Raw genomic sequence first — 21454 nt, 5'->3', positions numbered from 1 at the left:
CGAACCGTATCCGCGCCGATACGCTACGGGACAGTAGCTGTTCATCCGCTGATCAGCAGCACAGTCGTCCCCGTGACCAGGCAGGGAGCCGCAACCCGATGTCCGAGCCGGAAGAGACCGACGTCCACACCACCGCGGGCAAGCTCGCGGACCTGCAGCGCCGTACCCGGGAGGCGACCCACGCGGGTTCCGCGCGCGCGGTGGAAAAGCAGCACGCGAAGGGCAAGTTGACGGCGCGCGAGCGCGTCGCTCTGCTGCTCGACGAGGGCTCCTTCGTGGAGCTCGACGAATTCGCCCGGCACCGCTCGACGAACTTCGGGATCGAGAAGAACCGCCCGTACGGAGACGGTGTCATCACCGGGTACGGCACGGTCGACGGCCGCCCCGTCTGCGTGTACTCGCAGGACTTCACCATCTTCGGCGGCTCGCTCGGCGAGGTCTACGGTGAGAAGATCGTCAAGGTGATGGACTTCGCGCTGAAGACCGGCTGTCCGGTCATCGGCATCAACGACGGCGGCGGCGCCCGCATCCAGGAAGGCGTGGCGGCGCTGGGCCTCTTCGCGGAGATCTTCCGGCGCAACGTGCACGCCTCGGGTGTCATCCCGCAGATCTCGCTGATCGTCGGACCGTGCGCGGGCGGCGCGGTCTACTCCCCCGCGATCACCGACTTCACGGTCATGGTCGACCAGACCTCGCACATGTTCATCACCGGACCCGACGTCATCAAGACGGTCACCGGCGAGGACGTCGGCTTCGAGGAGCTCGGCGGCGCCCGCACCCACAACACCACCTCCGGTGTGGCGCACCACATGGCGGGCGACGAGAAGGACGCCATCGAGTACGTCAAGTCGCTGCTCTCCTACCTCCCGTCGAACAACCTCTCCGAGGCCCCGGCCTTCCCGGAGGAGGCGGACCTCGCGACCAGCGACGAGGACCGCGAGCTGGACACGCTCATCCCCGACTCGGCGAACCAGCCGTACGACATGCACACCGCGATCGAGCATGTGCTGGACGAGGGCGAATTCCTGGAGACCCAGGCCCTGTTCGCGCCGAACATCCTCACCGGCTTCGGCCGGGTGGAGGGCTATCCGGTCGGCATCGTCGCCAACCAGCCGATGCAGTTCGCCGGCTGCCTGGACATCAACGCGAGCGAGAAGGCCGCGCGCTTCGTGCGCACCTGCGACGCCTTCAACGTGCCCGTGCTGACCTTCGTGGACGTGCCCGGCTTCCTGCCCGGCGTCGACCAGGAGTACAGCGGCATCATCCGCCGGGGCGCCAAGCTGATCTACGCGTACGCGGAGGCGACGGTCCCGCTGATCACGGTGATCACCCGCAAGGCGTTCGGCGGCGCCTACGACGTCATGGGCTCCAAGCACCTGGGCGCCGACATCAACGTCGCCTGGCCGACCGCGCAGATCGCCGTCATGGGCGCGCAGGGCGCCGTCAACATCCTGCACCGCCGTACGATCGCCGCCGTGACGGACGCCGCCGAGAGGGACACCACCCGCGCCGGCCTGATCGCGGACTACGAGGACGCGCTGCTCAACCCGTACGTGGCGGCCGAGCGCGGTTACGTGGACGCGGTGATCATGCCGTCCGAGACCCGGGCCCACGTGGTCAAGGGACTGCGGCAGCTGCGGACCAAGCGGGAGTCGCTGCCCCCGAAGAAGCACGGCAACATCCCTCTCTAGAAAGGGCCCTGGCCATGATCAAGGTCATACGGGGCAACCCGACCCCGGAAGAGCTGGCAGCCGCGCTCGCGGTCGTGCGGGCACGCGCCGCCGCGGTGGCCGCCGTGTCGTCCGGTGCGCCGGAGCTGCCCGGCCAGTGGTCCGACCCTGGCCGGGTCGCCCGGCGCGGCCGTCATCTGCCGGGGCCGCGCGCCTGGGCGCGGACGTACTGGCCCGGGTAGCCGGCGGGAGGCTGCCGGGGGCGGTTGAGTACGCGTACTCAGGCGCCCGCGCGGCCCGCGCAGCAGGATCGGACGCATGCTGTGGTCGGACCCCGAGAACAAGCCGCCCAAGGAACTGCGCGACGCCCAGGACATGATGCGTCGCGTGGGTCTGGTGCTCGCGCTGGCCATGGTGGTCGCCATGTTCGTACTCGGAACACGGTGACCGCGCGGAGAGCGTGCGGCTGATTTGTACGATGGCGCGCATGACTGATCCCGCGCCCCGCCGTCTCGTGCTCGCCTCCGCCTCCCCCGCCCGCCTCGGTCTGCTCCGGCAGGCCGGGTTCGCTCCCGAGGTGATCGTCAGCGGGGTGGACGAGGACGCGCTGAGCGCCCCGACCCCCGCCGAGCTGGCGCTGGTACTCGCCGAGGCCAAGGCGGCGGCCGTGGCCGCCCTTGTGGAGGTCGCGGGCGCCCTGGTCATCGGGTGCGACTCGGTGCTCGAACTCGACGGCGAGGCGCTCGGCAAACCGGCCGACGCCGAGGACGCCACGGCCCGCTGGAAGTCCATGCGGGGCCGGTCGGGGGTGCTGCGGACGGGTCACAGCCTGACCGACACCGCGGCCGGGCGGACGGTCTCCGAGACCGCGTCCACGACGGTCCGCTTCGGTGAGCCGACGGACGCCGAGATCGCCGCCTACGTGGCCTCCGGCGAACCGCTCCACGTGGCGGGCGCCTTCACCCTCGACGGGCGCTCGGCGCCGTTCGTGGACTCCATCGACGGCGACCCGGGCAACGTCATCGGGCTCTCGCTGCCGCTGCTGCGGCGGCTGCTGGGCGAGCTGGGCATCCCGGTCACCGATCTCTGGGTCTGAGCGGGGCCCGTCCGGTCAGGCCGTCCGGTCAGGCCGGGGCCGGGGCCGCCGGCTGCTCGGTACCCGCCTCGGCGGCCGGCTCCTCGCGGTCCGCGCCGTACGCCACCAGCGTCAGCACGATCAGTCCGAGCACCACCATCATGAAGACGAACGCGGTCCAGCCGACCAGCCCCACCGTGAACGCGCCCAGCACCCCGTGGATGACGGCGCAGCAGATGAGGACGATCCGGGCGATCCGGCCCGGTGCCCGGTCGCGGATGCCGGTCAGCAGGAGCAGCACCCCGCACAGCAGCAGGAACAGTCCGAAGACCCCGCCCATCGCCCAGGTGCCGTTGGACATGGCGCCGGGGTCCATCCCCGCCAGGGACATGTCCTGGTTCTTCACGACCGTCGCCATGATGCCGTTGATGACCACGATGCCCACGGCTTCCGCGAACAGCACGATCGCGGCTATGAAAGCCACCGGCCTGCGCACCATGGCACTCACCCCCTGTTACCTGCAGTACGTGCGATAGCGCGGACCCTACTAATCGGTAATGCTCCCGACAAGGGTTTCGGCCGCCTTCGCGTCTCCGCGGCTCCGCGACGGGCTCCCGCCGGGCCGGCGGCCGGGCGGCGAGCAAAGAATCGCGCAGCCGTTAGTAGGAATCAGACAAAGAAATACGGGGCGTCGCTGCCCGTACCGACAGAGACCTGGACCACACCTCGTGGCTACTGTGCGGTTATGGATCCCGGCGTACCGTGGTGCCACAAGGGATTTCGCGACTTGAGCAAGCCTCGAACCACACTCTGTGTGGGCAAGCTCACCATTGGGGACGGGTCGTAGGGCCGTGTCGGTAGTCCCTAAACTCAGCTTGTTTCAAGGAGGGAGCCATCGTGCGCAAGGTGCTCATCGCCAACCGTGGCGAAATTGCTGTCCGTGTTGCCCGAGCTTGCCGGGACGCGGGAATCGGGAGCGTGGCCGTCTACGCGGACCCGGACCGCGACGCTCTGCACGTGCGTGCGGCCGACGAGGCATTCGCCCTGGGCGGTGACACCCCGGCCGCCAGTTACCTGGACATGGCCAAGGTGCTCCAGGCTGCCAAGGACTCCGGGGCGGACGCGATCCACCCGGGTTACGGATTCCTCTCGGAGAACGCCGAGTTCGCCCAGGCCGTGCTCGACGCCGGACTGACGTGGATCGGCCCGCCGCCGCAGGCGATCCGGGACCTCGGTGACAAGGTCGCCGCCCGCCACATCGCGCAGCGCGCGGGTGCCCCGCTCGTCGCGGGCACCCCGGACCCGGTCGAGGGTTCGGCCGAGGTCGTCGCCTTCGCCGAGGAGAACGGGCTGCCGATCGCGATCAAGGCCGCCTTCGGCGGTGGCGGGCGCGGGCTGAAGGTCGCCCGCACCCTGGAGGAGATCCCGGAGCTGTACGACTCCGCGGTCCGTGAGGCCGTGGCCGCGTTCGGGCGCGGGGAGTGCTTCGTGGAGCGCTACCTCGACAAGCCGCGGCACGTGGAGACCCAGTGCCTGGCCGACTCCCACGGCAACGTGGTCGTCGTCTCCACCCGTGACTGCTCGCTCCAGCGCCGGCACCAGAAGCTGGTCGAGGAGGCCCCGGCACCGTTCCTGTCCGAGGCGCAGAACGCCGAGCTGTACGCGGCGTCGAAGGCGATCCTGAAGGAGGCCGGCTACGTCGGCGCCGGCACGGTCGAGTTCCTCGTCGGCACGGACGGCACGATCTCCTTCCTGGAGGTCAACACCCGCCTCCAGGTCGAGCACCCGGTGACCGAGGAGGTCACCGGCCTCGACCTCGTACGCGAGATGTTCCGGATCGCCGACGGCGAGGAACTGGGCTACGACGACCCGGCCGTGCGCGGCCACTCCTTCGAGTTCCGGATCAACGGCGAGGACCCGGGCCGCGGCTTCCTGCCCGCTCCCGGCACCGTCACCCTGTTCGCCCCGCCGAGCGGCCCCGGTGTCCGCCTCGACGCGGGCGTGGAGTCCGGCTCGGTCATCGGCCCGGCCTGGGACTCGCTGCTGGCGAAGCTGATCGTGACCGGTGCGACGCGTGAGCAGGCGCTCCAGCGCGCGGCCCGTGCGCTGGCCGAGTTCACCGTCGAGGGCATGGCCACCGCCATCCCCTTCCACCGCGCGGTCGTCGCCGACCCGGCGTTCACCTCCGACCCGTTCCGGATCCACACCCGCTGGATCGAGACCGAGTTCGTCAACGAGATCCCGGCGTTCGCCGCTCCGGCCGACGCGGAGGCGGACGAGGAGTCCGGCCGCGAGACCGTGGTCGTCGAGGTCGGCGGCAAGCGTCTCGAGGTCTCGCTGCCCTCGTCGCTCGGCATGAGCCTGGCCCGCACCGGACTCGCGGCGGGCGCCAAGCCCAAGCGCCGCGCGGCGAAGAAGTCCGGCTCCGCGGCCTCCGGCGACACCCTCGCCTCCCCGATGCAGGGCACGATCGTGAAGATCGCCGTGGAGGAGGGCCAGGAGGTCAAGGAGGGCGACCTGATCGTCGTCCTGGAGGCCATGAAGATGGAGCAGCCGCTCAACGCGCACCGCGCCGGCACGGTCAAGGGCCTGGCCGCCGAGGTCGGCAGCTCGGTCTCGTCCGGTGCCGTCATCTGCGAGATCAAGGACTGACCCCCGCTCGCTCCGTTCCGCCGGCGCCCCCTGTCACCTCGTACGACGTGGCAGGGGCGCCGTTCGTGGGCCGGGGGAACGCCGCCCGAGGGGCACCGGCCCGGACGCGCGATGGCATCCTGGACCCCCGCGGCGGAATCAGGGAGGACTGCGCGATGGCGATGAGCACGGCAGGGACACCGGCCCGGCCCATGCGCGCCGACGCGCGCCGCAATTACGACCGGCTGCTGGCCGAGGCCCGTACCGCCTTCGCGGAGCACGGCACGGCGGCGTCCCTGGAGGATGTCGCGCGGTGCGCGGGGGTGGGGATCGGCACGCTGTACCGGCACTTCCCGACCCGGCACGCGCTGATGAGCGCCGTCTTCCAGGAGGCCGTGGCCGACCTGATCGCCCGCTCCCGCGAGTTGGCGGGGACGGAGCGGCCGTGCGACGGGCTGGTGGAGTGGCTGGGCGCGATCATCACTCATGCGGGTGAGTACCGCGGGCTTGCCCAGGCGCTCATGTCGACCTGCCGGGACGAGACTTCGGCGCTGTCCCCGTGCAATGTGCCGCTGCGCGAGGCGGGTTCGGTACTGCTGGCCCGTGCGCAGGCGGGCGGGGCGGTGCGGGCTGAGGTCTCCATCGACGATCTGATGCAGCTGACGAACGCGATCGCGCTGGCCGCGGAGCAGTCACCGGACGATCCGGGGCTGGCGGGGCGGCTGCTGACGCTGACGGTGCAGGGGTTGCGGGCGCCGTAGTCAGGCCCCTCCGGCGGTTCAGGGGCGGGGGCGCGGGGGCAGCGCCCCCGTCCGGATCACCGTCGGCGCAGGTCCGCGACTCGGGCCCGCTCCCCCTGCTCCGCCAGCACCGGCGCCGTGCCGCGCAACGGCTGCGGCCCGCCCCCGTGCGTCCGCCGCTGGCCCGGCAGGGGCATGTCGCGGCGGTTGGTCCGGCCGGGCGGCGCGGGGTCGGCCGGGGCCTGGGCACCTCCGGCGCCGGCCACCGCGATCTGCACCCCCTGGTCCGCCAGGGCCTGGAGCTCCGCCGCGGCCCGGTCGTCGTGCGCGGCCGGTTCGTCCGTCACGAGCCGGGTGATGAGGTCGGTCGGCACCGTCTGGAACATGGTGTCGGAGCCGAGCTTGGTGTGGTCCGCCAGGACCACCACCTCCCCCGCCGCCTGCACCAGCGCCCGGTCCACGCTCGCGGAGAGCATGTTGGACGTGGAGAGCCCGCGCTCGGCGGTGAGGCCGCTCCCGGACAGGAAGGCGCGCGAGACCCGCAGCCCCTGGAGCGACTGCTCGGCACCGCTGCCCACCAGGGCGTAGTTGGAACCGCGCAGGGTGCCCCCGGTCATCACCACTTCGACCCGGTTGGCATGGGCCAACGCCTGGGCGACCAGCAGCGAATTGGTGACCACGGTCAGACCGGGGACCCGCGCGAGCCGGCGGGCCAGCTCCTGCGTGGTCGTACCGGCGCCGACCACGATGGCCTCGCCCTCTTCGACGAGACCGGCGGCCAGATCGGCGATGGCCGTCTTCTCCGCGGTGGCGAGATGGGATTTCTGCGGAAAGCCGGACTCCCGCGTAAAACCGCCCGGCAAAACCGCACCGCCGTGCCGGCGGTCGAGGAGTCCTTCTGCCTCCAGTGCCCGCACGTCCCGCCGTACGGTCACTTCGGAGGTCTGGACGACGCGGGCGAGCTCACGGAGCGATACCGCCCCGTTGGCACGCACCATTTCGAGGATCAATTGACGACGTTCTGCAGCGAACACGAAACTGACAGTAACGCGATCACCCGAGAGTTTTCAGCAGTTTGCGCCGAATAGCAGAAGTTGTACACACAAGGGGCCGCCAAGTGGTATAGGCGGCCCCGTTGTTGTTCCCTACTGATCGCGGGCGGTCGCAGGACCGCCTGACTTGCCGGGAGTTGCCGGGAAATGCCGGGTCCCCGAGGCGTTCTACGCTTCGCCCGCCTGCTTACGGGTGTGCAACTGCCGGGCCACTTCCGCGATCGATCCCGACAGGGACGGATACACGGTGAAGGCGTTTGCGATCTGTTCTACCGTCAAATTGTTGTCGACCGCGATCGAGATGGGGTGGATCAGCTCGCTCGCCCGCGGTGCGACGACACAGCCGCCGACCACGATGCCGGTGCCGGGGCGGCAGAGTATTTTGACGAAACCGTCCCGGATGCCCTGCATCTTGGCGCGCGGGTTGCGCAGCAGCGGCAGCTTGACGACCCGGGCGTCGATCTTGCCCCCGTCGACATCGGACTGGCTGTAGCCGACCGTGGCGATCTCCGGGTCGGTGAAGACGTTCGAGGAGACCGTCTTCAGGTTCAGCGGTGTCACCGCGTCACCGAGGAAGTGGTACATCGCGATCCGGCCCTGCATCGCGGCGACCGAGGCGAGCGCGAAGATCCCGGTGACGTCACCGGCCGCGTAGACGCCCGGCGCGCTGGTGCGGGAGACCTTGTCGGTCCAGATGTGGCCCGAGTCCTTGAGCTTGACCCCGGCCTCCTCCAGGCCCATGCCCGCGCTGTTCGGGATCGCGCCGACCGCCATCAGGCAGTGCGAGCCGGAGATGACCCGGCCGTCGGCGAGGGTGACCTCGACGCGGTCACCGACGCGCTTGGCGGACTGGGCGCGGGAGCGGGCCATCACGTTCATGCCGCGGCGCCGGAACACGTCCTCCAGGACGGCGGCCGCGTCAGGGTCCTCGCCCGGCAGCACCCGGTCCCGGGACGAGACGAGGGTGACGCGGGAGCCGAGGGCCTGGTAGGCGCCGGCGAACTCCGCGCCCGTGACACCCGAGCCGACCACGATGAGCTCCTCGGGGAGCTCGTCGAGGTCGTAGACCTGGGTCCAGTTCAGGATCCGCTCGCCGTCGGGGAGCGCGTCCGGGATCTCCCGGGGGTGGCCGCCGGTCGCGATCAGCACGGCGTCGGCGGAGAGGGTCTCCTCCGTGCCGTCGGCCGCGGTCACCACGACCTGGCGGGAGCCGTCGGCGGCCTGGAGTCCCTCCAGCCGGCCGCGTCCGCGCATCACCCGCGCACCCGCACGGGTGACGGAGGCGGTGATGTCGTGGGACTGGGCGAGCGCCAGGCGCTTCACCCGTCGGTTGACCTTGCCCAGGTCGACGCCGACGACGCGCGCCGCCTGCTCCTTGTACGGGGTGTCGTCCGCGACGGTGATGCCCAGCTCCTCGTACGAGGAGTCGAAGGTGGTCATCACCTCTGCCGTCGCGATCAGGGTCTTGGAGGGCACGCAGTCGGTGAGCACGGACGCGCCGCCGAGGCCGTCGCAGTCGACGACGGTCACCTCCGCGCCGAGCTGGGCGCCCACCAATGCCGCCTCGTACCCGCCGGGTCCGCCGCCGATGATCACGATCCGGGTCACGAAAAGTCCGCCTCGCGTTTCGTCCCGCGGCCGTCTGCTGCCCCGGCCGGGGTCCAGGGGGTCGCCCCGGGTGAATGCAGTACGTACTTCATTGTCCCGCACGCGCCAAGGTGCTTCGCCCCGGGGCCCTCCATACGTGCACCGGCCCCCCGGGGCCCGGCTCGGACCGCAGGGCGGCGTACCCCCCGAGCGGGCGTCTTCCTCACCGGAATCGACCTCACCGGGGCCACCTCCCGTACCCTCGACCCCATGTCGCTCTACGCCGCATACGCCGGCAACCTCGACGCGCGGCTGATGACGCGCCGCGCACCGCACTCGCCGCTGCGCGGAACCGGCTGGCTGAACGGCTGGCGGCTGACGTTCGGCGGGGAGCAGATGGGCTGGGAGGGCGCGCTGGCCACGGTGGTCGAGGCGCCGCGCTCCCAGGTCTTCGTCGCCCTGTACGACCTGGCGCCGATGGACGAGGACTCCATGGACCGCTGGGAGGGTGTCGGCCTCGACATCTACCGGCGGATGCGGGTCCGGGTGCACACCCTGGACGGCGAGGAGCCGGCCTGGATGTACGTGCTGAACGGCTACGAGGGCGGGCTGCCCTCCGCCCGCTACCTCGGCGAGATCGCGGATGCCGCCGACTCCGCGGGCGCACCGCACGACTATGTGATGGAACTCCGCAAGCGCCCCTGCTGAGCCCCGGCAGCGCCCGCGAGCTGCCCTTTCCGCAAGATCACCGCCCCACCACTTGTGGGAACGCACGAAGTGCTGCTTTCAGACTCTGTACGGGAGCATCTACGCGCGTAGGGAATCAGCGGTTACGCTCATCCGCGTGAACGCATCAGTTATTCCGGACCACATCCAGGGCGACCCGCAGGCCGCCGCCGCCGACGCCGCCGCCCGCCTGCGCGAGCTGACCGGTGCCGAGACCCACGACGTCGCACTCGTGATGGGCTCCGGCTGGGCACCCGCGGGCGATGCGCTCGGCATTCCGGAGGCCGAGTTCCCGGTGACCGCCCTGCCGGGATTCCCGGCCCCCGCCGTCGAGGGCCACGGCGGCACGATCCGCTCGTACCGGATCGGCGAGAAGCGCGCCCTGGTCTTCCTCGGCCGCACGCACTTCTACGAGGGCCGCGGCGTCGCCGCCGTGGCGCACGGGGTGCGTACCGCGGTCGCGGCGGGCTGCAAGACCGTCGTGCTGACGAACGGCTGCGGCGGGCTGCGCGAGGGCATGCGCCCCGGACAGCCGGTCCTGATCAGCGACCACATCAACCTCACGGCGGCGTCGCCGATCATCGGCGCCAACTTCGTCGACCTGACCGACCTGTACTCGCCGCGGCTGCGGGCGCTGTGCAAGGAGGTCGACGAGACCCTCGAAGAGGGCGTGTACGTGCAGTTCCCCGGCCCGCACTACGAGACGCCGGCCGAGATCAACATGGTCCGGGTCATGGGCGGCGACCTGGTCGGCATGTCCACCGTGCTGGAGGCCATCGCGGCCCGCGAGGCCGGGGCGGAGGTCCTGGGCATCTCGCTGGTGACGAACCTGGCCGCCGGGCTGAGCGGGGAGCCGCTGAACCACGAAGAGGTGCTCCAGGCGGGGCGCGACTCGGCGACCCGGATGGGCTCGCTGCTGGCCCGCCTGCTCGACCGCATCTGACCCGGCTCGGGCCGTTCCGGGGGCGCTGACCCCGTACCCCCGCGCCTCAGAGGCCGGCGGGGCTTGAGGAGCGCAGTCCGGCCCCGCCGTCGTTTGAGGCGCGGGGTCCGGGGCGGAGCCCCGGTTACGGGAAGGGGCGGGGAGGGGAAGCGGCCCGCCGCAGGCGCACACCCCGCCCGGCAACCCCACCAAGACCACAAGGAAGGCGGACACCGTGCAGCAGGACCTCATCGCTCGGGCCAGGATCTGGCTCGCCGAGGACCCCGACCCCGAGACCCGCGACGAGCTGGCCAAGCTCATCGAGACCGAGGATCTCGACGAGCTCGCCAGCCGCTTCGCGGGCACCCTCCAGTTCGGCACCGCGGGCCTGCGCGGTGAGCTGGGCGCCGGTCCGACGCGGATGAACCGCGCCGTCGTCATCCGCGCCGCCGCCGGACTCGCCGCGTACCTCAAGGACCAGGGACAGGCCGGCGGCCTCGTCGTCATCGGCTACGACGCCCGCTACAAGTCCACCGACTTCGCCCGCGACACCGCGGCCGTGATGACCGGCGCCGGTCTGCGGGCGGCGGTACTCCCCCGCCCGCTCCCCACGCCCGTACTCGCGTACGCCATAAGGCATCTGGGCGCCGTCGCGGGCGTCGAGGTGACCGCGAGCCATAATCCGCCGCGCGACAACGGCTACAAGGTCTACCTCGGCGACGGCTCGCAGATCGTCCCCCCGGCGGACGGCGAGATCGCCGCCGCGATCGCCGCGGTCGGCCCGCTGGACACCGTGCCCCGCCCCGGCGACGGCTGGGAGACCCTCGGCGAAGAGGTGCTGGACGCCTATCTGGCGCGTACCGACACCGTGCTCGGCGCCGGATCGCCGCGTACCGCCCGCGTCGTGTACACGGCCCTGCACGGCGTCGGCACGTCCGTGCTCACCGCTGCCTTCGACCGGGCCGGCTTCCCCGCCCCGGTCCTGGTCGCGGAGCAGGCCGAGCCGGACCCCGCGTTCCCCACCGTCGCCTTCCCCAATCCGGAAGAGCCCGGCGCGATGGACCTCGCCTTCGCCACGGCACGCCGCTCGGACCCCGACCTCGTCATCGCCAACGACCCGGACGCCGACCGCTGCGCCGTCGCCGTCCCGGACCCGGCCGCCGACGGCGGCTGGCGGATGCTGAGCGGCGACGAGGTCGGCGCGCTGCTCGCCGCCCACCTCGTGCGGCGCGGTGTCACCGGCGTGTTCGCCGAGTCGATCGTGTCGTCGTCCCTCCTCGGCCGGATCGCCCGGAAGGCGGGCCTCGGCTACGAGGAGACGCTGACCGGCTTCAAGTGGATCGCCCGGGTGGACGGTCTGCGGTACGGCTACGAGGAGGCGCTCGGCTACTGCGTCGACCCGGACGGCGTCCGCGACAAGGACGGCGTCACGGCCGCGCTCCTCGTCGCCGAACTCGCCTCCGTGCTCAAGGAACAGGGCCGGACGCTGTCCGACCTGCTGGACGACCTCGCGGTCGAGCACGGGCTGCACGCCACCGACCAGCTGTCGGTCCGGGTCGAGGATCTGTCCGTCATCGCGGACGCCATGCGCCGCCTGCGCGAGCAGCCGCCGACCGCGCTCGCCGGCCTCGCCGTCACCTCGGCCGAGGATCTTCTCCACGGCACCGGCCTGCTGCCGCCCACCGACGGGCTCCGCTACCACCTGGAGGGCGCCCGGGTGATCGTCCGCCCGAGCGGCACCGAGCCGAAGCTCAAGTGCTATCTGGAGGTCGTGGTGCCGGTCGCCTCGGCCGACGAGCTGCCGGCGGCCCGCGCGAGGGGCGTGGAGCTGCTCACCGGCATCAAGCGGGACCTGGCGGCCGCGGCCGGGATCTGAGGCGGGCGGGGCTGCGGAAGGCCTCCCCTGCAGGCACAGAGGGAGGGCCCCGCTCCGGGCGGGTGCCCTCCCTCCGTGCCTGTTTCAGCACCGGCTCTGTGTCTGATTCAGCTCCGGCTCACTCAGCCCGCGAACCGCGCCATCCACGCCTCGACGTCGTCCGCCGACCGCGGCAGCCCATCCGACAGGTTCTCGTGGCCGTCATCGGTGACGACCAGGTCGTCCTCGATCCGGACGCCGATGCCGCGCCACTCCTCGGGCACCGTGAGGTCGTCCGGCTGGAAGTAGAGGCCGGGCTCGACGGTGAGCACCATGCCGGGCTCCAGTACGCCGTCGACGTACTCCTCGTTCCGGGCGTGTGCGCAGTCGTGGACGTCCAGACCGAGCATGTGCCCGGTGCCCGCCATGGTGAAGCGGCGCTGGAGGCCGAGTTCGTACGCGCGCTCGGCCGGGCCCTCGATGAAGCCCCACTCGACCAGCCGGACCGCGAGGTGGCGCTGGGACGCCTCGTGGAAGTCGCGGTACGCGGCGCCCGGCTTCACGGCGGCCATGCCCGCCTCCTGGGCCTCGTACACCGCGTCGTAGACCTTGCGCTGCAAGGGGGTGAAGGTGCCGTTGATCGGGAGCGTGCGGGTGACGTCGGCGGTGTAGAGGGTGTGGGTCTCCACGCCGGCGTCGAGCAGGAGCAGGTCGCCGGGGCGCACCGGGCCGTCGTTGTCCGTCCAGTGCATGATCGTGGCGTGCTCGCCCGCGGCGCAGATCGAGCCGTAGCCGACGGCGTTGCCCTCCAGGCGGGCGCGGCGGAAGAACGTGCCCTCGATCCAGCGCTCGGACGAGGCGACCGCGCGGGAGAGTTCACCGATCACGTCGGTGAATCCGCGGACGGTGGAGTCGACGGCCTTGCGGAGCTCGGTGATCTCCCAGTCGTCCTTGACGAGGCGGAGATCGCTGAGCGCCTCCTCCAGTTCGGCGTCGGCCTCCTCCCCGGTGGTGACGGCGTCCTCAAGGGACGGGTCGATACCTCGGACGATCCGGGTCGGCGCGCCGGAGCCGGCGGCCAGGGCGTCGGCCGCGGTGCGGACGTCGCGGCAGGGCAGGCCGAGTACGAGCTCCGACTCGGCGAGCGAGCGGCGCCGGCCCATCCACAGCTCCGCCGTGGGACCGGTCCAGAACTCGTCGTTGTCCCGGCTGTCGCGCGGCAGCTGGAAGCAGTAGGCGTCATGGCCGCCGTCCGCGCGGGGTTCGAGGACGAGAGCGCCGTCCCGGGCCCGGTCGCCGGTCATGTGCACATAGCCCGTGTAGGGCCGGAACGCGTAGCCGTCGTCGTTCGAGCGGATCTTGAGGTTCCCCGAGGGAATCACGAGGCGCTCGCCGGGGAAGCGCGCGGAGAGCGCGGCGCGGCGGCCGGCCGCGTACGGGGCCTGCTCGTTCAGCTGGAGGTCGTGCCGCTCGGTGTCCGCCCAGCCCGTCCGCATCAGCGCGGACAGTTCCTCGGAGATCCCTGGGTAGAGACGGTTCTTTCGGTCTTTCGCCACGTCGTACACCTGCTTCCGGGTGGGTTCCTCGGCGGCGAGGGGCGTGACTCCGGGGTACGGACCGGTTGCCCTCGCTGCCGCCGGTCGGCGGCGCCACCCGGACGGTATCCCGCACTGCGCGCGCCCGGTGCCAAGGAGTGCCACTGGCACAGATCGGCCACGCCGCTGTCGGGGGTCGTTGGATAATACGGACATGACGAACGCGAAACTCGGTGAGGCCCTCCGGCTCCTGGGGCTCGGTGACGCGGCGGGCCGGGTCTATCTGGCACTGCTCGATCTGGCTCCGGCGCCGCTGGCCGCGATCGGCGCGGCGGCCGGTCTGGAGGGGGCGGAGCTCGACGCGGCGTACGGCGCGCTGGTCGACGCCGGTCTGGCCAGCGCCGCCGGGGAGGGCGAGGACGTGGTGGCCCCGGTGCCGCCGGCCGCGGGCCTGGAGATCCTCGCCCGGCGCCGGGCGAGCGAGGTCGAGGAGTCGCGCATCGCCGTCGGGGGCGCGTTCGACTCGTTCCGGCGTCAGCGGCTCGCGGCGTACAACGACCATCTCGTCGAGGTCGTCACCGGCGACGCCGTCGGCCCCAGGATCCGCCAGGCCTGGGCGAGCGCCCGCGATCAGATCCGGCAGTTCGAGTCGCCGCCGTACTTCCCGCTGCCGGGCGCCACGGACGACGCACTGGCCACGCTCGCCCGCGGTGTGACGCAGCGCGTCGTGTACTCACGGGAGTCGCTGGAGCATCCGGGCCATCTGAGGGACGTCATCGAACCGTGTGTCAACGCCGGGGAGCAGGCCAGGGTGCTGCCGTCCGTGCCGGTCAAGCTCGTGATCATCGACGACGCGTACGCACTCGTGTCGCTGTCGATCAAAGAGGCCGATGTGCACAACACGATGCTGGTCGTGCAGCCGTGCGGGCTGCTGTCCGCGCTCATCGCGCTGTTCGAGCAGTCCTGGCTGAACGCCCTGCCGTTCCACGGCCGCACCACCCGTCCGGGTGGCCTGCCGCCCGCCGACCGCCGGCTGCTGTGGCTCCTGGCGGGCGGTGCGAGCGACGACGCCATCACCCGCGAGCTGGGCATCAGCCGCCGCACGCTGTTCCGCCGCCTCCAGGTCCTGATGGCCCGGCTGGGCGCCGCGAACCGCTTCCAGATGGCCTTGCAGGCGCAGCGCAGCGGCTGGCTGTGAGCGGCGACGCCCCTCCGGCCCCCGTCGCTCTCAGCCGGTCGCGCCCAGCACCACCAGCAGCACCGCGCCCACCACGGCCGGCGCGATCACCTCGTACGCCCAGCGCACCGACGCGACGACGTCCCCCGCCACGGGTGTCTCGCCCGCCCGCTCGGCGAGCTCACGCAGGTCCACCACGGCCTGGTCGGTGCCCGCGGTCATCGCCTTGGTGGCATGCACGTCGGCGGTCACCGACGTCCTGCCGTAGGGGTCGTCCATCGACTTGCGGGACTGCCGGCGGGCGGCCTTCTTGCGCTGCCGCAGCGAGACCGGCACCGCCCAGAGCTGGTACTTCGTGCCGTCCTGCGTGAACAGCTCGCTGGAGTAGCTCGCCCGCACGTTCGCGACGTCGGTCCACGGCAGCGTGATCGTGCGGAACGGGTTGCGGATCCGGATGCGCCGCTCGTTGGCGAACACCACGGGGCGCAGGGTGAAGGCGATCACCAGCGGGATCGCGGTGAGCAGCCCGGCCAGCGCCAGCCACGGCACCCGGCCCTCGCCCCGGATCGCGGCGTCCAGGCCGATCCAGAGGATGAGCAGGAGCAGCAGGGCGCCCCCGACCAGCCCGGCGGGCGACCGGAACGTCCGGTCGGCGTAGGTGGGCTCGGCGGGGGGCGTGGGGCTCGTCATGAGCCCGATTCTGCCTGACGGGCGCAAGGGATGCGGGGGCGGCTGCCCGTCCGCCGTTCGCCCGGCGTCGTGGAGCCGTGCGATACGCGAACGGCGTGGGCCCCTGTACAGGCCGCTACGCGCGTAGATATGCTCATCTGGTGACCATGCCCACCACTGCACCAGCATTCGCCGACGCGACGGCGTCCGACAGTGCGCTGCGCCGCTTCCTGCACGGGCTGCCCGGCGTCGACGCCGTCGGCCTCGAAGCGCGCGCCGCCTCGCTCGGAACCCGTTCGATCAAGACGACGGCCAAGGCGTACGCCATCGACCTCGCCATTTCGATGATCGACCTGACGACGCTGGAAGGCGCGGACACCCCGGGCAAGGTCCGGGCGCTCGCCGCCAAGGCCGTCAATCCCGATCCCACCGACCGCACGGCCCCGCGCACCGCCGCCGTCTGCGTCTATCCCGACATGGCGGCGACCGCGGTCGCCGCCCTGGCCGGCTCCGGCGTGAAGGTGGCGTCCGTCGCGACGGCCTTCCCGGCCGGCCGGGCCGCGCTCGACGTGAAGCTCGCGGACGTCCGCGACGCCGTCGCCGCCGGGGCCGACGAGATCGACATGGTGATCGACCGGGGTGCCTTCCTCTCCGGCCGCTATCTGAAGGTGTACGAGGAGATCCTCGCCGTGAAGGCCGAGTGCGGCCGGGCCCGGCTGAAGGTGATCTTCGAGACCGGCGAGCTGTCCACGTACGACAACATCCGGCGGGCCTCCTGGCTCGGGATGCTGGCGGGCGCGGACTTCATCAAGACGTCGACCGGCAAGGTCGGGGTCAACGCCACGCCCGCGAACACCCTGCTGATGCTGGAGGCAGTGCGCGACTTCCGTGCGCAGACCGGCGTCCAGATCGGTGTGAAGCCGGCCGGCGGCATCCGCACCTCCAAGGACGCCATCAAGTTCCTGGTCCTGGTGAACGAGACGGCGGGCGAGGACTGGCTGGACAACCACTGGTTCCGCTTCGGCGCCTCCAGCCTGCTGAACGACCTGCTGATGCAGCGCCAGAAGCTCAGCACCGGCCGTTACTCCGGCCCCGATTACGTGACGGTGGACTGATCCCCATGGCATCTGCATTCGAGTACGCACCCGCCCCCGAGTCGCGTTCGGTCGTCGACATCGCGCCCTCGTACGGCCTGTTCATCGACGGCGAGTTCACCGAGGCCGCCGACGGCAAGGTCTTCAAGACGCTCTCGCCGAGCAGCGAGGAGGTCCTCTCCGAGGTCGCCCGCGCCGGCACCGAGGACGTGGACCGGGCCGTGAAGGCGGCCCGCAGGGCGTTCGAGAAGTGGTCGGCGCTGCCCGGCTCCGAGCGCGCCAAGTACCTGTTCCGGATCGCCCGGATCATCCAGGAGCGCTCGCGCGAACTGGCCGTCCTGGAGACCCTGGACAACGGCAAGCCGATCAAGGAGACCCGTGACGCGGACCTCCCGCTGGTCGCCGCGCACTTCTTCTACTACGCGGGCTGGGCCGACAAGCTGGACCACGCGGGCTATGGCGCGAACCCGCGTCCGCTCGGCGTCGCGGGCCAGATCATCCCGTGGAACTTCCCGCTGCTGATGCTCGCGTGGAAGATCGCCCCGGCGCTCGCCACCGGCAACACCGTGGTCCTCAAGCCCGCCGAGACGACCCCGCTCTCCGCGCTCTTCTTCGCGGACATCTGCCGCCAGGCCGGGCTGCCCAGGGGTGTCGTCAACATCCTCACGGGCTACGGGGACGCGGGCCAGGCCCTCGTCGAGCACGGCGACATCGACAAGGTCGCGTTCACCGGCTCGACCGCCGTCGGCAAGGCCATCGCCCGGTCCATCGCGGGCACGGACAAGAAGGCCACCCTGGAGCTGGGCGGCAAGGGCGCCAACATCGTCTTCGACGACGCCCCCATCGACCAGGCCGTCGAGGGCATCGTCACCGGCATCTTCTTCAACCAGGGCCAGGTCTGCTGCGCGGGCTCACGGCTCCTCGTGCAGGAGTCGGTCCAGGACGAGGTGCTGGACGCCCTCAAGCGCCGGCTGACCACGCTGCGCCTGGGCGACCCGCTGGACAAGAACACCGACATCGGCGCGATCAACTCCGCGGAGCAGCTCTCCCGGATCACCGCGCTCGTCGAGACCGGCGAGGCCGAGGGCGCCGAGCGCTGGTCGGCCCCCTGCGAACTGCCCTCATCGGGCTACTGGTTCCCCCCGACGCTGTTCACCGACGTCACCCAGGCACACACCGTCGCCCGCGACGAGATCTTCGGCCCGGTGCTGTCGGTCCTGTCGTTCCGCACTCCGGACGAGGCGGTCGCCAAGGCCAACAACAGCCAGTACGGCCTCTCGGCCGGCATCTGGACGGAGAAGGGCTCCCGCATCCTCGCGGTGGCGAACAAGCTCCGGGCGGGCGTCGTCTGGGCCAACACGTTCAACAAGTTCGACCCGACCTCGCCGTTCGGCGGCTACAAGGAGTCGGGCTTCGGCCGCGAAGGCGGCCGCCACGGTCTGGAGGCCTACCTCGATGTCTGACGGACGACTGAGCGTCTTCAAGACCTACAAGCTGTACGTCGGGGGCAAGTTCCCCCGCTCCGAGAGCGGCCGGGTGTACGAGGTGTCCGACTCCAAGGGCAAGTGGCTGGCCAACGCGCCCCAGTCGTCCCGCAAGGACGCCCGCGACGCGGTCGTGGCCGCCCGCAAGGCGTTCGGCGGCTGGTCGGGCGCGACCGCGTACAACCGCGGCCAGGTCCTCTACCGCGTCGCGGAGATGCTGGAGGGCCGCCGGGAGCAGTTCGTACGGGAGGTGGCGGAGGCCGAGGGCCTCTCGAAGTCGAAGGCCGCCGCCGTCGTGGACGCGGCGGTGGACCGCTGGGTCTGGTACGCGGGCTGGACCGACAAGATCGGCCAGATCGCGGGCGCGGTGAACCCGGTCGCGGGCCCCTTCCTCAACCTCTCCACCTCCGAGCCGACCGGTGTGGTCACGGTCCTGGCCCCGCAGGCCTCGTCGTTCCTGGGCCTGGTCTCGGTGGTCGCCCCGGTGATCGCCACGGGCAACACCGCGGTCGTCGTCGCCTCGGCGGACGCCCCGCTGCCCGCCCTGTCGCTGGGCGAGGTGCTGGCCACCTCGGACCTGCCGGGGGGCGTGGTCAACATCCTCTCCGGGAAGACCGCGGAGATCGCCGCGCCGCTCGCCTCCCACCAGGACGTGAACGGCATCGACCTCACGGGCGCCGACGCGGATCTGGCGAAGGAGCTGGAGATCGCGGCGGCCGACAACCTGAAGCGGGTCCACCGTCCGAAGGCCGTGGACGGGACCGACTGGTCGGCCGATCCGGGTACGCACCGGCTCACCGCGTTCCTGGAGACCAAGACGGTCTGGCACCCGACGGGCGCACTGGGCGTGTCGGGCTCCTCGTACTGACGCATCCGCGGGCGTGGCCCGTCTGACGCACCCGTGAGTGTGGCCCGTGCCCCGGAGTCCCCGGGGCACGGGCCACCTCCGTGTCAGCTGTGCAGCAGCCCGGTGACCTGCCCCACCAGGGGCAGGTCCTTCAGCGCGCCGCCGCTGGTCACCGGGTCGGTGAGCTGGGCCGTGGAGACCGGCTTGAAGTCGGCGACCTGGGTCCCCACCGCGTTGTCCAGCGGGTCGGTGCCGGTGCCGGCCAGCGGGTCGAGCCGCAGATGCGTCACGGGCGCGATGCTGTTGTCGAGCGCCCCGGCCACCGCCCCGCCCGCGGCGTGGGTGGCCGCGCCGAGGCCGGTGCTGTCGGAGCCCGTGGCCGGAACGACGGGCAGCGGCGCCGCCTGGGCCGCCGCACCCCCCGCGCCGAGGGCGGCGCCCACCGCGGTGACGGTCAGGCCTGCCCGCAGCAGAGCGCGGCGCCGGGACTTGGAAAGTGCGTGACGTGCCATGGATTTCCCACCTGATCGGGCCGATCGAACCATCAATCGAGTAATCGTCTGGACGCACAGCGTAGTTGAGGTGTGCTGCCGGACACCAACACAGGTACCGGGGGATCCCCTGTGCGGGTCAATGCCTCACACTCGTGTCCTGTGAGTTCCCATGCGCTTTCGACCCGCGTCGTCCTGCTGACGGGCCCTTCCGGCTCCGGCAAGTCTTCCCTCGCCGCCCGCACCGGCCTTCCGGTGCTGCGGCTGGACGACTTCTACAAGGAGGCCGGCGACCCCACGCTGCCGCTCGTCCCCGGCAGCACGGACATCGACTGGGACTCCGCGCGGTCCTGGGACGCCGACGCCGCGGTCGCCGCGATCACCGCGCTGTGCCGCACCGGCCGCACCGATGTGCCGCTGTACGACATCGCCACCAGCTCCCGCACCGGGCACGAGGTCCTGCACATCGAGCGCGCCTCGCTCTTCGTGGCCGAGGGCATCTTCGCCGCGGACGTCGTCGAGCGGTGCCGGTCGCTGGGGGTGCTCGCGGACGCCCTGTGCCTGCGCGGCCGCCCGACGACGACGTTCCGCCGCCGGCTGCTGCGGGACCTGCGCGAGGGCCGCAAGTCCATGCCGTTCCTGCTGCGGCGGGGCTGGCGGCTGATGCGGGCCGAGCGGCGGATCGTGGCACGCCAGGCCGAACTGGGGGCGTACCCCTGCGGCAAGGAGGAGGCGCTGGGCCGGCTGGTCGCCGCCGCGGCGGGCCGCTGCCGTACCCCGTCAGCACTCGGAACAAGCCCCTCCGCCGCCACATCGAGCCCCTCCGGCGATTGAGGAGCGGGGGTACGGGGGCAGCGCCCCGGCCGGTACGCCCGGCAACGCCGACGGGGCCGGACAGGACCCCCCGGCCTGTCCGACCCCGTCGGCGTATTTCCCCCGTGCGCCGCCGCCTCCCCCGAAGCAGCGACCCCGTTTCCCCCGTTCCCCGTATCCCCCGTGTCCCCCCGTCGCCTCAGGCCACCAGCTCGCCGAAGGACTCCTCCTCGTCACGGCCGAAGCTGAGGACCTCGTCCTCACGCATCCGGCGGAGTGACCGCCAGATGCTGGACTTCACCGTGCCGACACTGATGTCGAGGATGGACGCGATCTCCGGGTCCGTACGGCCCTCGTAGTACCGCAGGACCAGCATCGTGCGCTGGAGCTCCGGCAGCCGCGCCAGCGCCTGCCAGAGCACGGCACGCAGCTCGGTACCGCGCATCGCGTCCGTGTCGCCCGCCGTCTCCGGCAGCTCCTCGGTCGGGTATTCGTTCAGCTTGCGCCTGCGCCAGGCGCTGATGTGCAGATTGGTCATGGTGCGGCGCAGATAGCCGCCGACCGCCGCCTTGTCACTGATCCGGTCCCATGCCCGGTACGTCGAGAAGAGGGCGCTCTGCAGCAGGTCCTCGGCCTCGAACCGGTCGCCGGTCAGGTGATAGGCGGTGGCGTACAGGGAGGCACGGCGTTCCCTGACGTAGGCCGTGAACACCGCTTCGGCGTCCTCGTCCCGCGCCGGGGCCTGCCGCTCCCCCATGGCCTCCCCGTACGTGCTTCCCCCGTTGCTCCCGCCCGTTGGGGCAGGTGCGTCGACCACCGTCATGTACGACGGGTGCTGACGCCCGGCGCCACGAACGCACCCCCGTCCGTTCAATGCGGCGCCGGACTTCTCGGCGGTCCGCCCGACGTCGTGGAGACGCGTGACAACTGCGCTTGCGGTGATGCTGTGAGTTGCGTTCATCTCGCGCCCCCCGTCGGTGGAGTCCGTCCGTTCCTTGTGTCAACGAGCTTGCCGGGGCAGTTTCATGGCGCTGTCCCCCGACTGTCACAGGCCTGTCACAGGGCCCGGCGTGAGTGCGATCCGGG

Annotated in this window: 21 protein-coding genes; 14 read left to right on the top strand and 7 right to left on the bottom strand. The window is 71.7% G+C overall.

All coding sequences use genetic code 11. The annotated features are described in order from the left end of the window. Positions 1-98: 98 nt before the first annotated feature. From ACZ6S6_RS29630 to ACZ6S6_RS29615, 4 genes are all read left to right on the top strand, one after another. On the top strand, positions 99-1691 hold the full coding sequence (locus ACZ6S6_RS29630; RefSeq protein ID WP_469707736.1) for an acyl-CoA carboxylase subunit beta: 1593 nt from the start codon (positions 99-101) through the stop codon (positions 1689-1691). Between the two features lie 14 nt (positions 1692-1705). Further along, positions 1706-1912 (top strand): acyl-CoA carboxylase epsilon subunit, encoded by a 207-nt coding sequence (locus ACZ6S6_RS29625; RefSeq protein ID WP_469707734.1) that lies wholly within the window; start codon positions 1706-1708, stop codon positions 1910-1912. A 76-nt stretch (positions 1913-1988) separates the two neighbouring features. Beyond that, a complete protein-coding gene (gene mmpB, locus ACZ6S6_RS29620) occupies positions 1989-2117 on the top strand; it encodes a morphogenic membrane protein MmpB (protein WP_280118751.1) in 129 nt (42 codons plus the stop codon). Positions 2118-2148: 31 nt separating this feature from the next. Next, a complete protein-coding gene (locus ACZ6S6_RS29615; RefSeq protein WP_362953930.1) occupies positions 2149-2766 on the top strand; it encodes a nucleoside triphosphate pyrophosphatase in 618 nt (205 codons plus the stop codon). A gap of 28 nt (positions 2767-2794) precedes the next feature. On the opposite strand, the gene ACZ6S6_RS29610 is transcribed toward ACZ6S6_RS29615, so the two are convergent. Further along, entirely contained in the window at positions 2795-3244 is a 450-nt protein-coding gene (locus ACZ6S6_RS29610) for a hypothetical protein (protein ID WP_362954200.1), read from the bottom strand. Positions 3245-3642: 398 nt separating this feature from the next. Between ACZ6S6_RS29610 and ACZ6S6_RS29605 the strand changes: the two genes are divergently transcribed. Together ACZ6S6_RS29605 and ACZ6S6_RS29600 are read left to right on the top strand one after the other, a co-directional pair. Continuing rightward, a complete protein-coding gene (locus ACZ6S6_RS29605) occupies positions 3643-5397 on the top strand; it encodes an acetyl/propionyl/methylcrotonyl-CoA carboxylase subunit alpha (protein ID WP_362953931.1) in 1755 nt (584 codons plus the stop codon). 155 nt (positions 5398-5552) lie between these two features. After that, complete coding sequence (locus tag ACZ6S6_RS29600; protein ID WP_469707731.1) at positions 5553-6137, top strand: TetR/AcrR family transcriptional regulator; 585 nt, start codon at positions 5553-5555, stop codon at positions 6135-6137. A gap of 56 nt (positions 6138-6193) precedes the next feature. Here the strand turns inward: ACZ6S6_RS29600 and ACZ6S6_RS29595 are convergent, their stop codons facing one another. Continuing rightward, positions 6194-7150, bottom strand: a complete 957-nt coding sequence (locus ACZ6S6_RS29595; protein WP_469707729.1) for a DeoR/GlpR family DNA-binding transcription regulator — start codon at positions 7148-7150, stop codon at positions 6194-6196. A gap of 186 nt (positions 7151-7336) precedes the next feature. After that, on the bottom strand, positions 7337-8776 hold the full coding sequence (locus ACZ6S6_RS29590) for an NAD(P)H-quinone dehydrogenase (RefSeq protein ID WP_362953937.1): 1440 nt from the start codon (positions 8774-8776) through the stop codon (positions 7337-7339). A gap of 249 nt (positions 8777-9025) precedes the next feature. On the opposite strand from ACZ6S6_RS29590, the gene ACZ6S6_RS29585 reads away from it, so the two are divergent. The 3 genes from ACZ6S6_RS29585 to ACZ6S6_RS29575 all read left to right on the top strand — a co-directional run bounded on the left by ACZ6S6_RS29585 (position 9026) and on the right by ACZ6S6_RS29575 (position 12279). Continuing rightward, entirely contained in the window at positions 9026-9463 is a 438-nt protein-coding gene (locus tag ACZ6S6_RS29585; protein ID WP_024490113.1) for a gamma-glutamylcyclotransferase family protein, read from the top strand. 136 nt (positions 9464-9599) lie between these two features. Beyond that, positions 9600-10424 (top strand): purine-nucleoside phosphorylase, encoded by an 825-nt coding sequence (locus ACZ6S6_RS29580; RefSeq protein ID WP_362953939.1) that lies wholly within the window; start codon positions 9600-9602, stop codon positions 10422-10424. Positions 10425-10638: 214 nt separating this feature from the next. Further along, on the top strand, positions 10639-12279 hold the full coding sequence (locus ACZ6S6_RS29575; protein WP_469707726.1) for a phospho-sugar mutase: 1641 nt from the start codon (positions 10639-10641) through the stop codon (positions 12277-12279). Positions 12280-12401: 122 nt separating this feature from the next. Here the strand turns inward: ACZ6S6_RS29575 and ACZ6S6_RS29570 are convergent, their stop codons facing one another. Then, positions 12402-13814, bottom strand: coding sequence for an aminopeptidase P family protein (locus tag ACZ6S6_RS29570; protein WP_469707724.1), 1413 nt, complete (start codon positions 13812-13814; stop codon positions 12402-12404). A gap of 193 nt (positions 13815-14007) precedes the next feature. Here ACZ6S6_RS29570 and ACZ6S6_RS29565 point away from each other — a divergent pair, with 193 nt between their 5' ends. After that, positions 14008-14991, top strand: a complete 984-nt coding sequence (locus ACZ6S6_RS29565; RefSeq protein ID WP_362953943.1) for a LuxR family transcriptional regulator — start codon at positions 14008-14010, stop codon at positions 14989-14991. A gap of 30 nt (positions 14992-15021) precedes the next feature. Here ACZ6S6_RS29565 and ACZ6S6_RS29560 read toward each other — a convergent pair whose 3' ends face one another. Beyond that, positions 15022-15660, bottom strand: coding sequence for a PH domain-containing protein (locus tag ACZ6S6_RS29560; RefSeq protein ID WP_362953945.1), 639 nt, complete (start codon positions 15658-15660; stop codon positions 15022-15024). Between the two features lie 146 nt (positions 15661-15806). On the opposite strand from ACZ6S6_RS29560, the gene deoC reads away from it, so the two are divergent. Genes deoC through ACZ6S6_RS29545 form a run of 3 tightly spaced genes read left to right on the top strand, consistent with a single transcriptional unit; the run spans position 15807 to position 19085 of the window. Beyond that, a complete protein-coding gene (gene deoC, locus ACZ6S6_RS29555) occupies positions 15807-16754 on the top strand; it encodes a deoxyribose-phosphate aldolase (RefSeq protein WP_362954201.1) in 948 nt (315 codons plus the stop codon). 5 nt (positions 16755-16759) lie between these two features. Beyond that, entirely contained in the window at positions 16760-18196 is a 1437-nt protein-coding gene (locus tag ACZ6S6_RS29550) for an aldehyde dehydrogenase family protein (RefSeq protein WP_469707721.1), read from the top strand. Beyond that, positions 18189-19085 (top strand): aldehyde dehydrogenase family protein, encoded by an 897-nt coding sequence (locus ACZ6S6_RS29545; RefSeq protein WP_469707719.1) that lies wholly within the window; start codon positions 18189-18191, stop codon positions 19083-19085. Before ACZ6S6_RS29550 ends, ACZ6S6_RS29545 begins: the two co-directional genes overlap by 8 nt. An 83-nt stretch (positions 19086-19168) precedes the next feature. Here ACZ6S6_RS29545 and ACZ6S6_RS29540 read toward each other — a convergent pair whose 3' ends face one another. After that, positions 19169-19576, bottom strand: coding sequence for a hypothetical protein (locus ACZ6S6_RS29540; protein ID WP_469707718.1), 408 nt, complete (start codon positions 19574-19576; stop codon positions 19169-19171). A gap of 111 nt (positions 19577-19687) precedes the next feature. Between ACZ6S6_RS29540 and ACZ6S6_RS29535 the strand changes: the two genes are divergently transcribed. Continuing rightward, positions 19688-20389, top strand: a complete 702-nt coding sequence (locus tag ACZ6S6_RS29535) for a uridine kinase (protein ID WP_469707716.1) — start codon at positions 19688-19690, stop codon at positions 20387-20389. 178 nt (positions 20390-20567) lie between these two features. Here ACZ6S6_RS29535 and ACZ6S6_RS29530 read toward each other — a convergent pair whose 3' ends face one another. Next, positions 20568-21329: a SigE family RNA polymerase sigma factor gene (locus ACZ6S6_RS29530; protein WP_362953953.1), complete on the bottom strand. Its 762-nt coding sequence runs from the start codon at positions 21327-21329 to the stop codon at positions 20568-20570. Positions 21330-21454 lie beyond the last annotated feature (125 nt).

The organism is Streptomyces sp. NPDC048671 (assembly GCF_055587045.1).
Note: the sequence above shows the minus strand (reverse complement) of the source record. Positions and strands in the feature narration are given on the sequence as shown.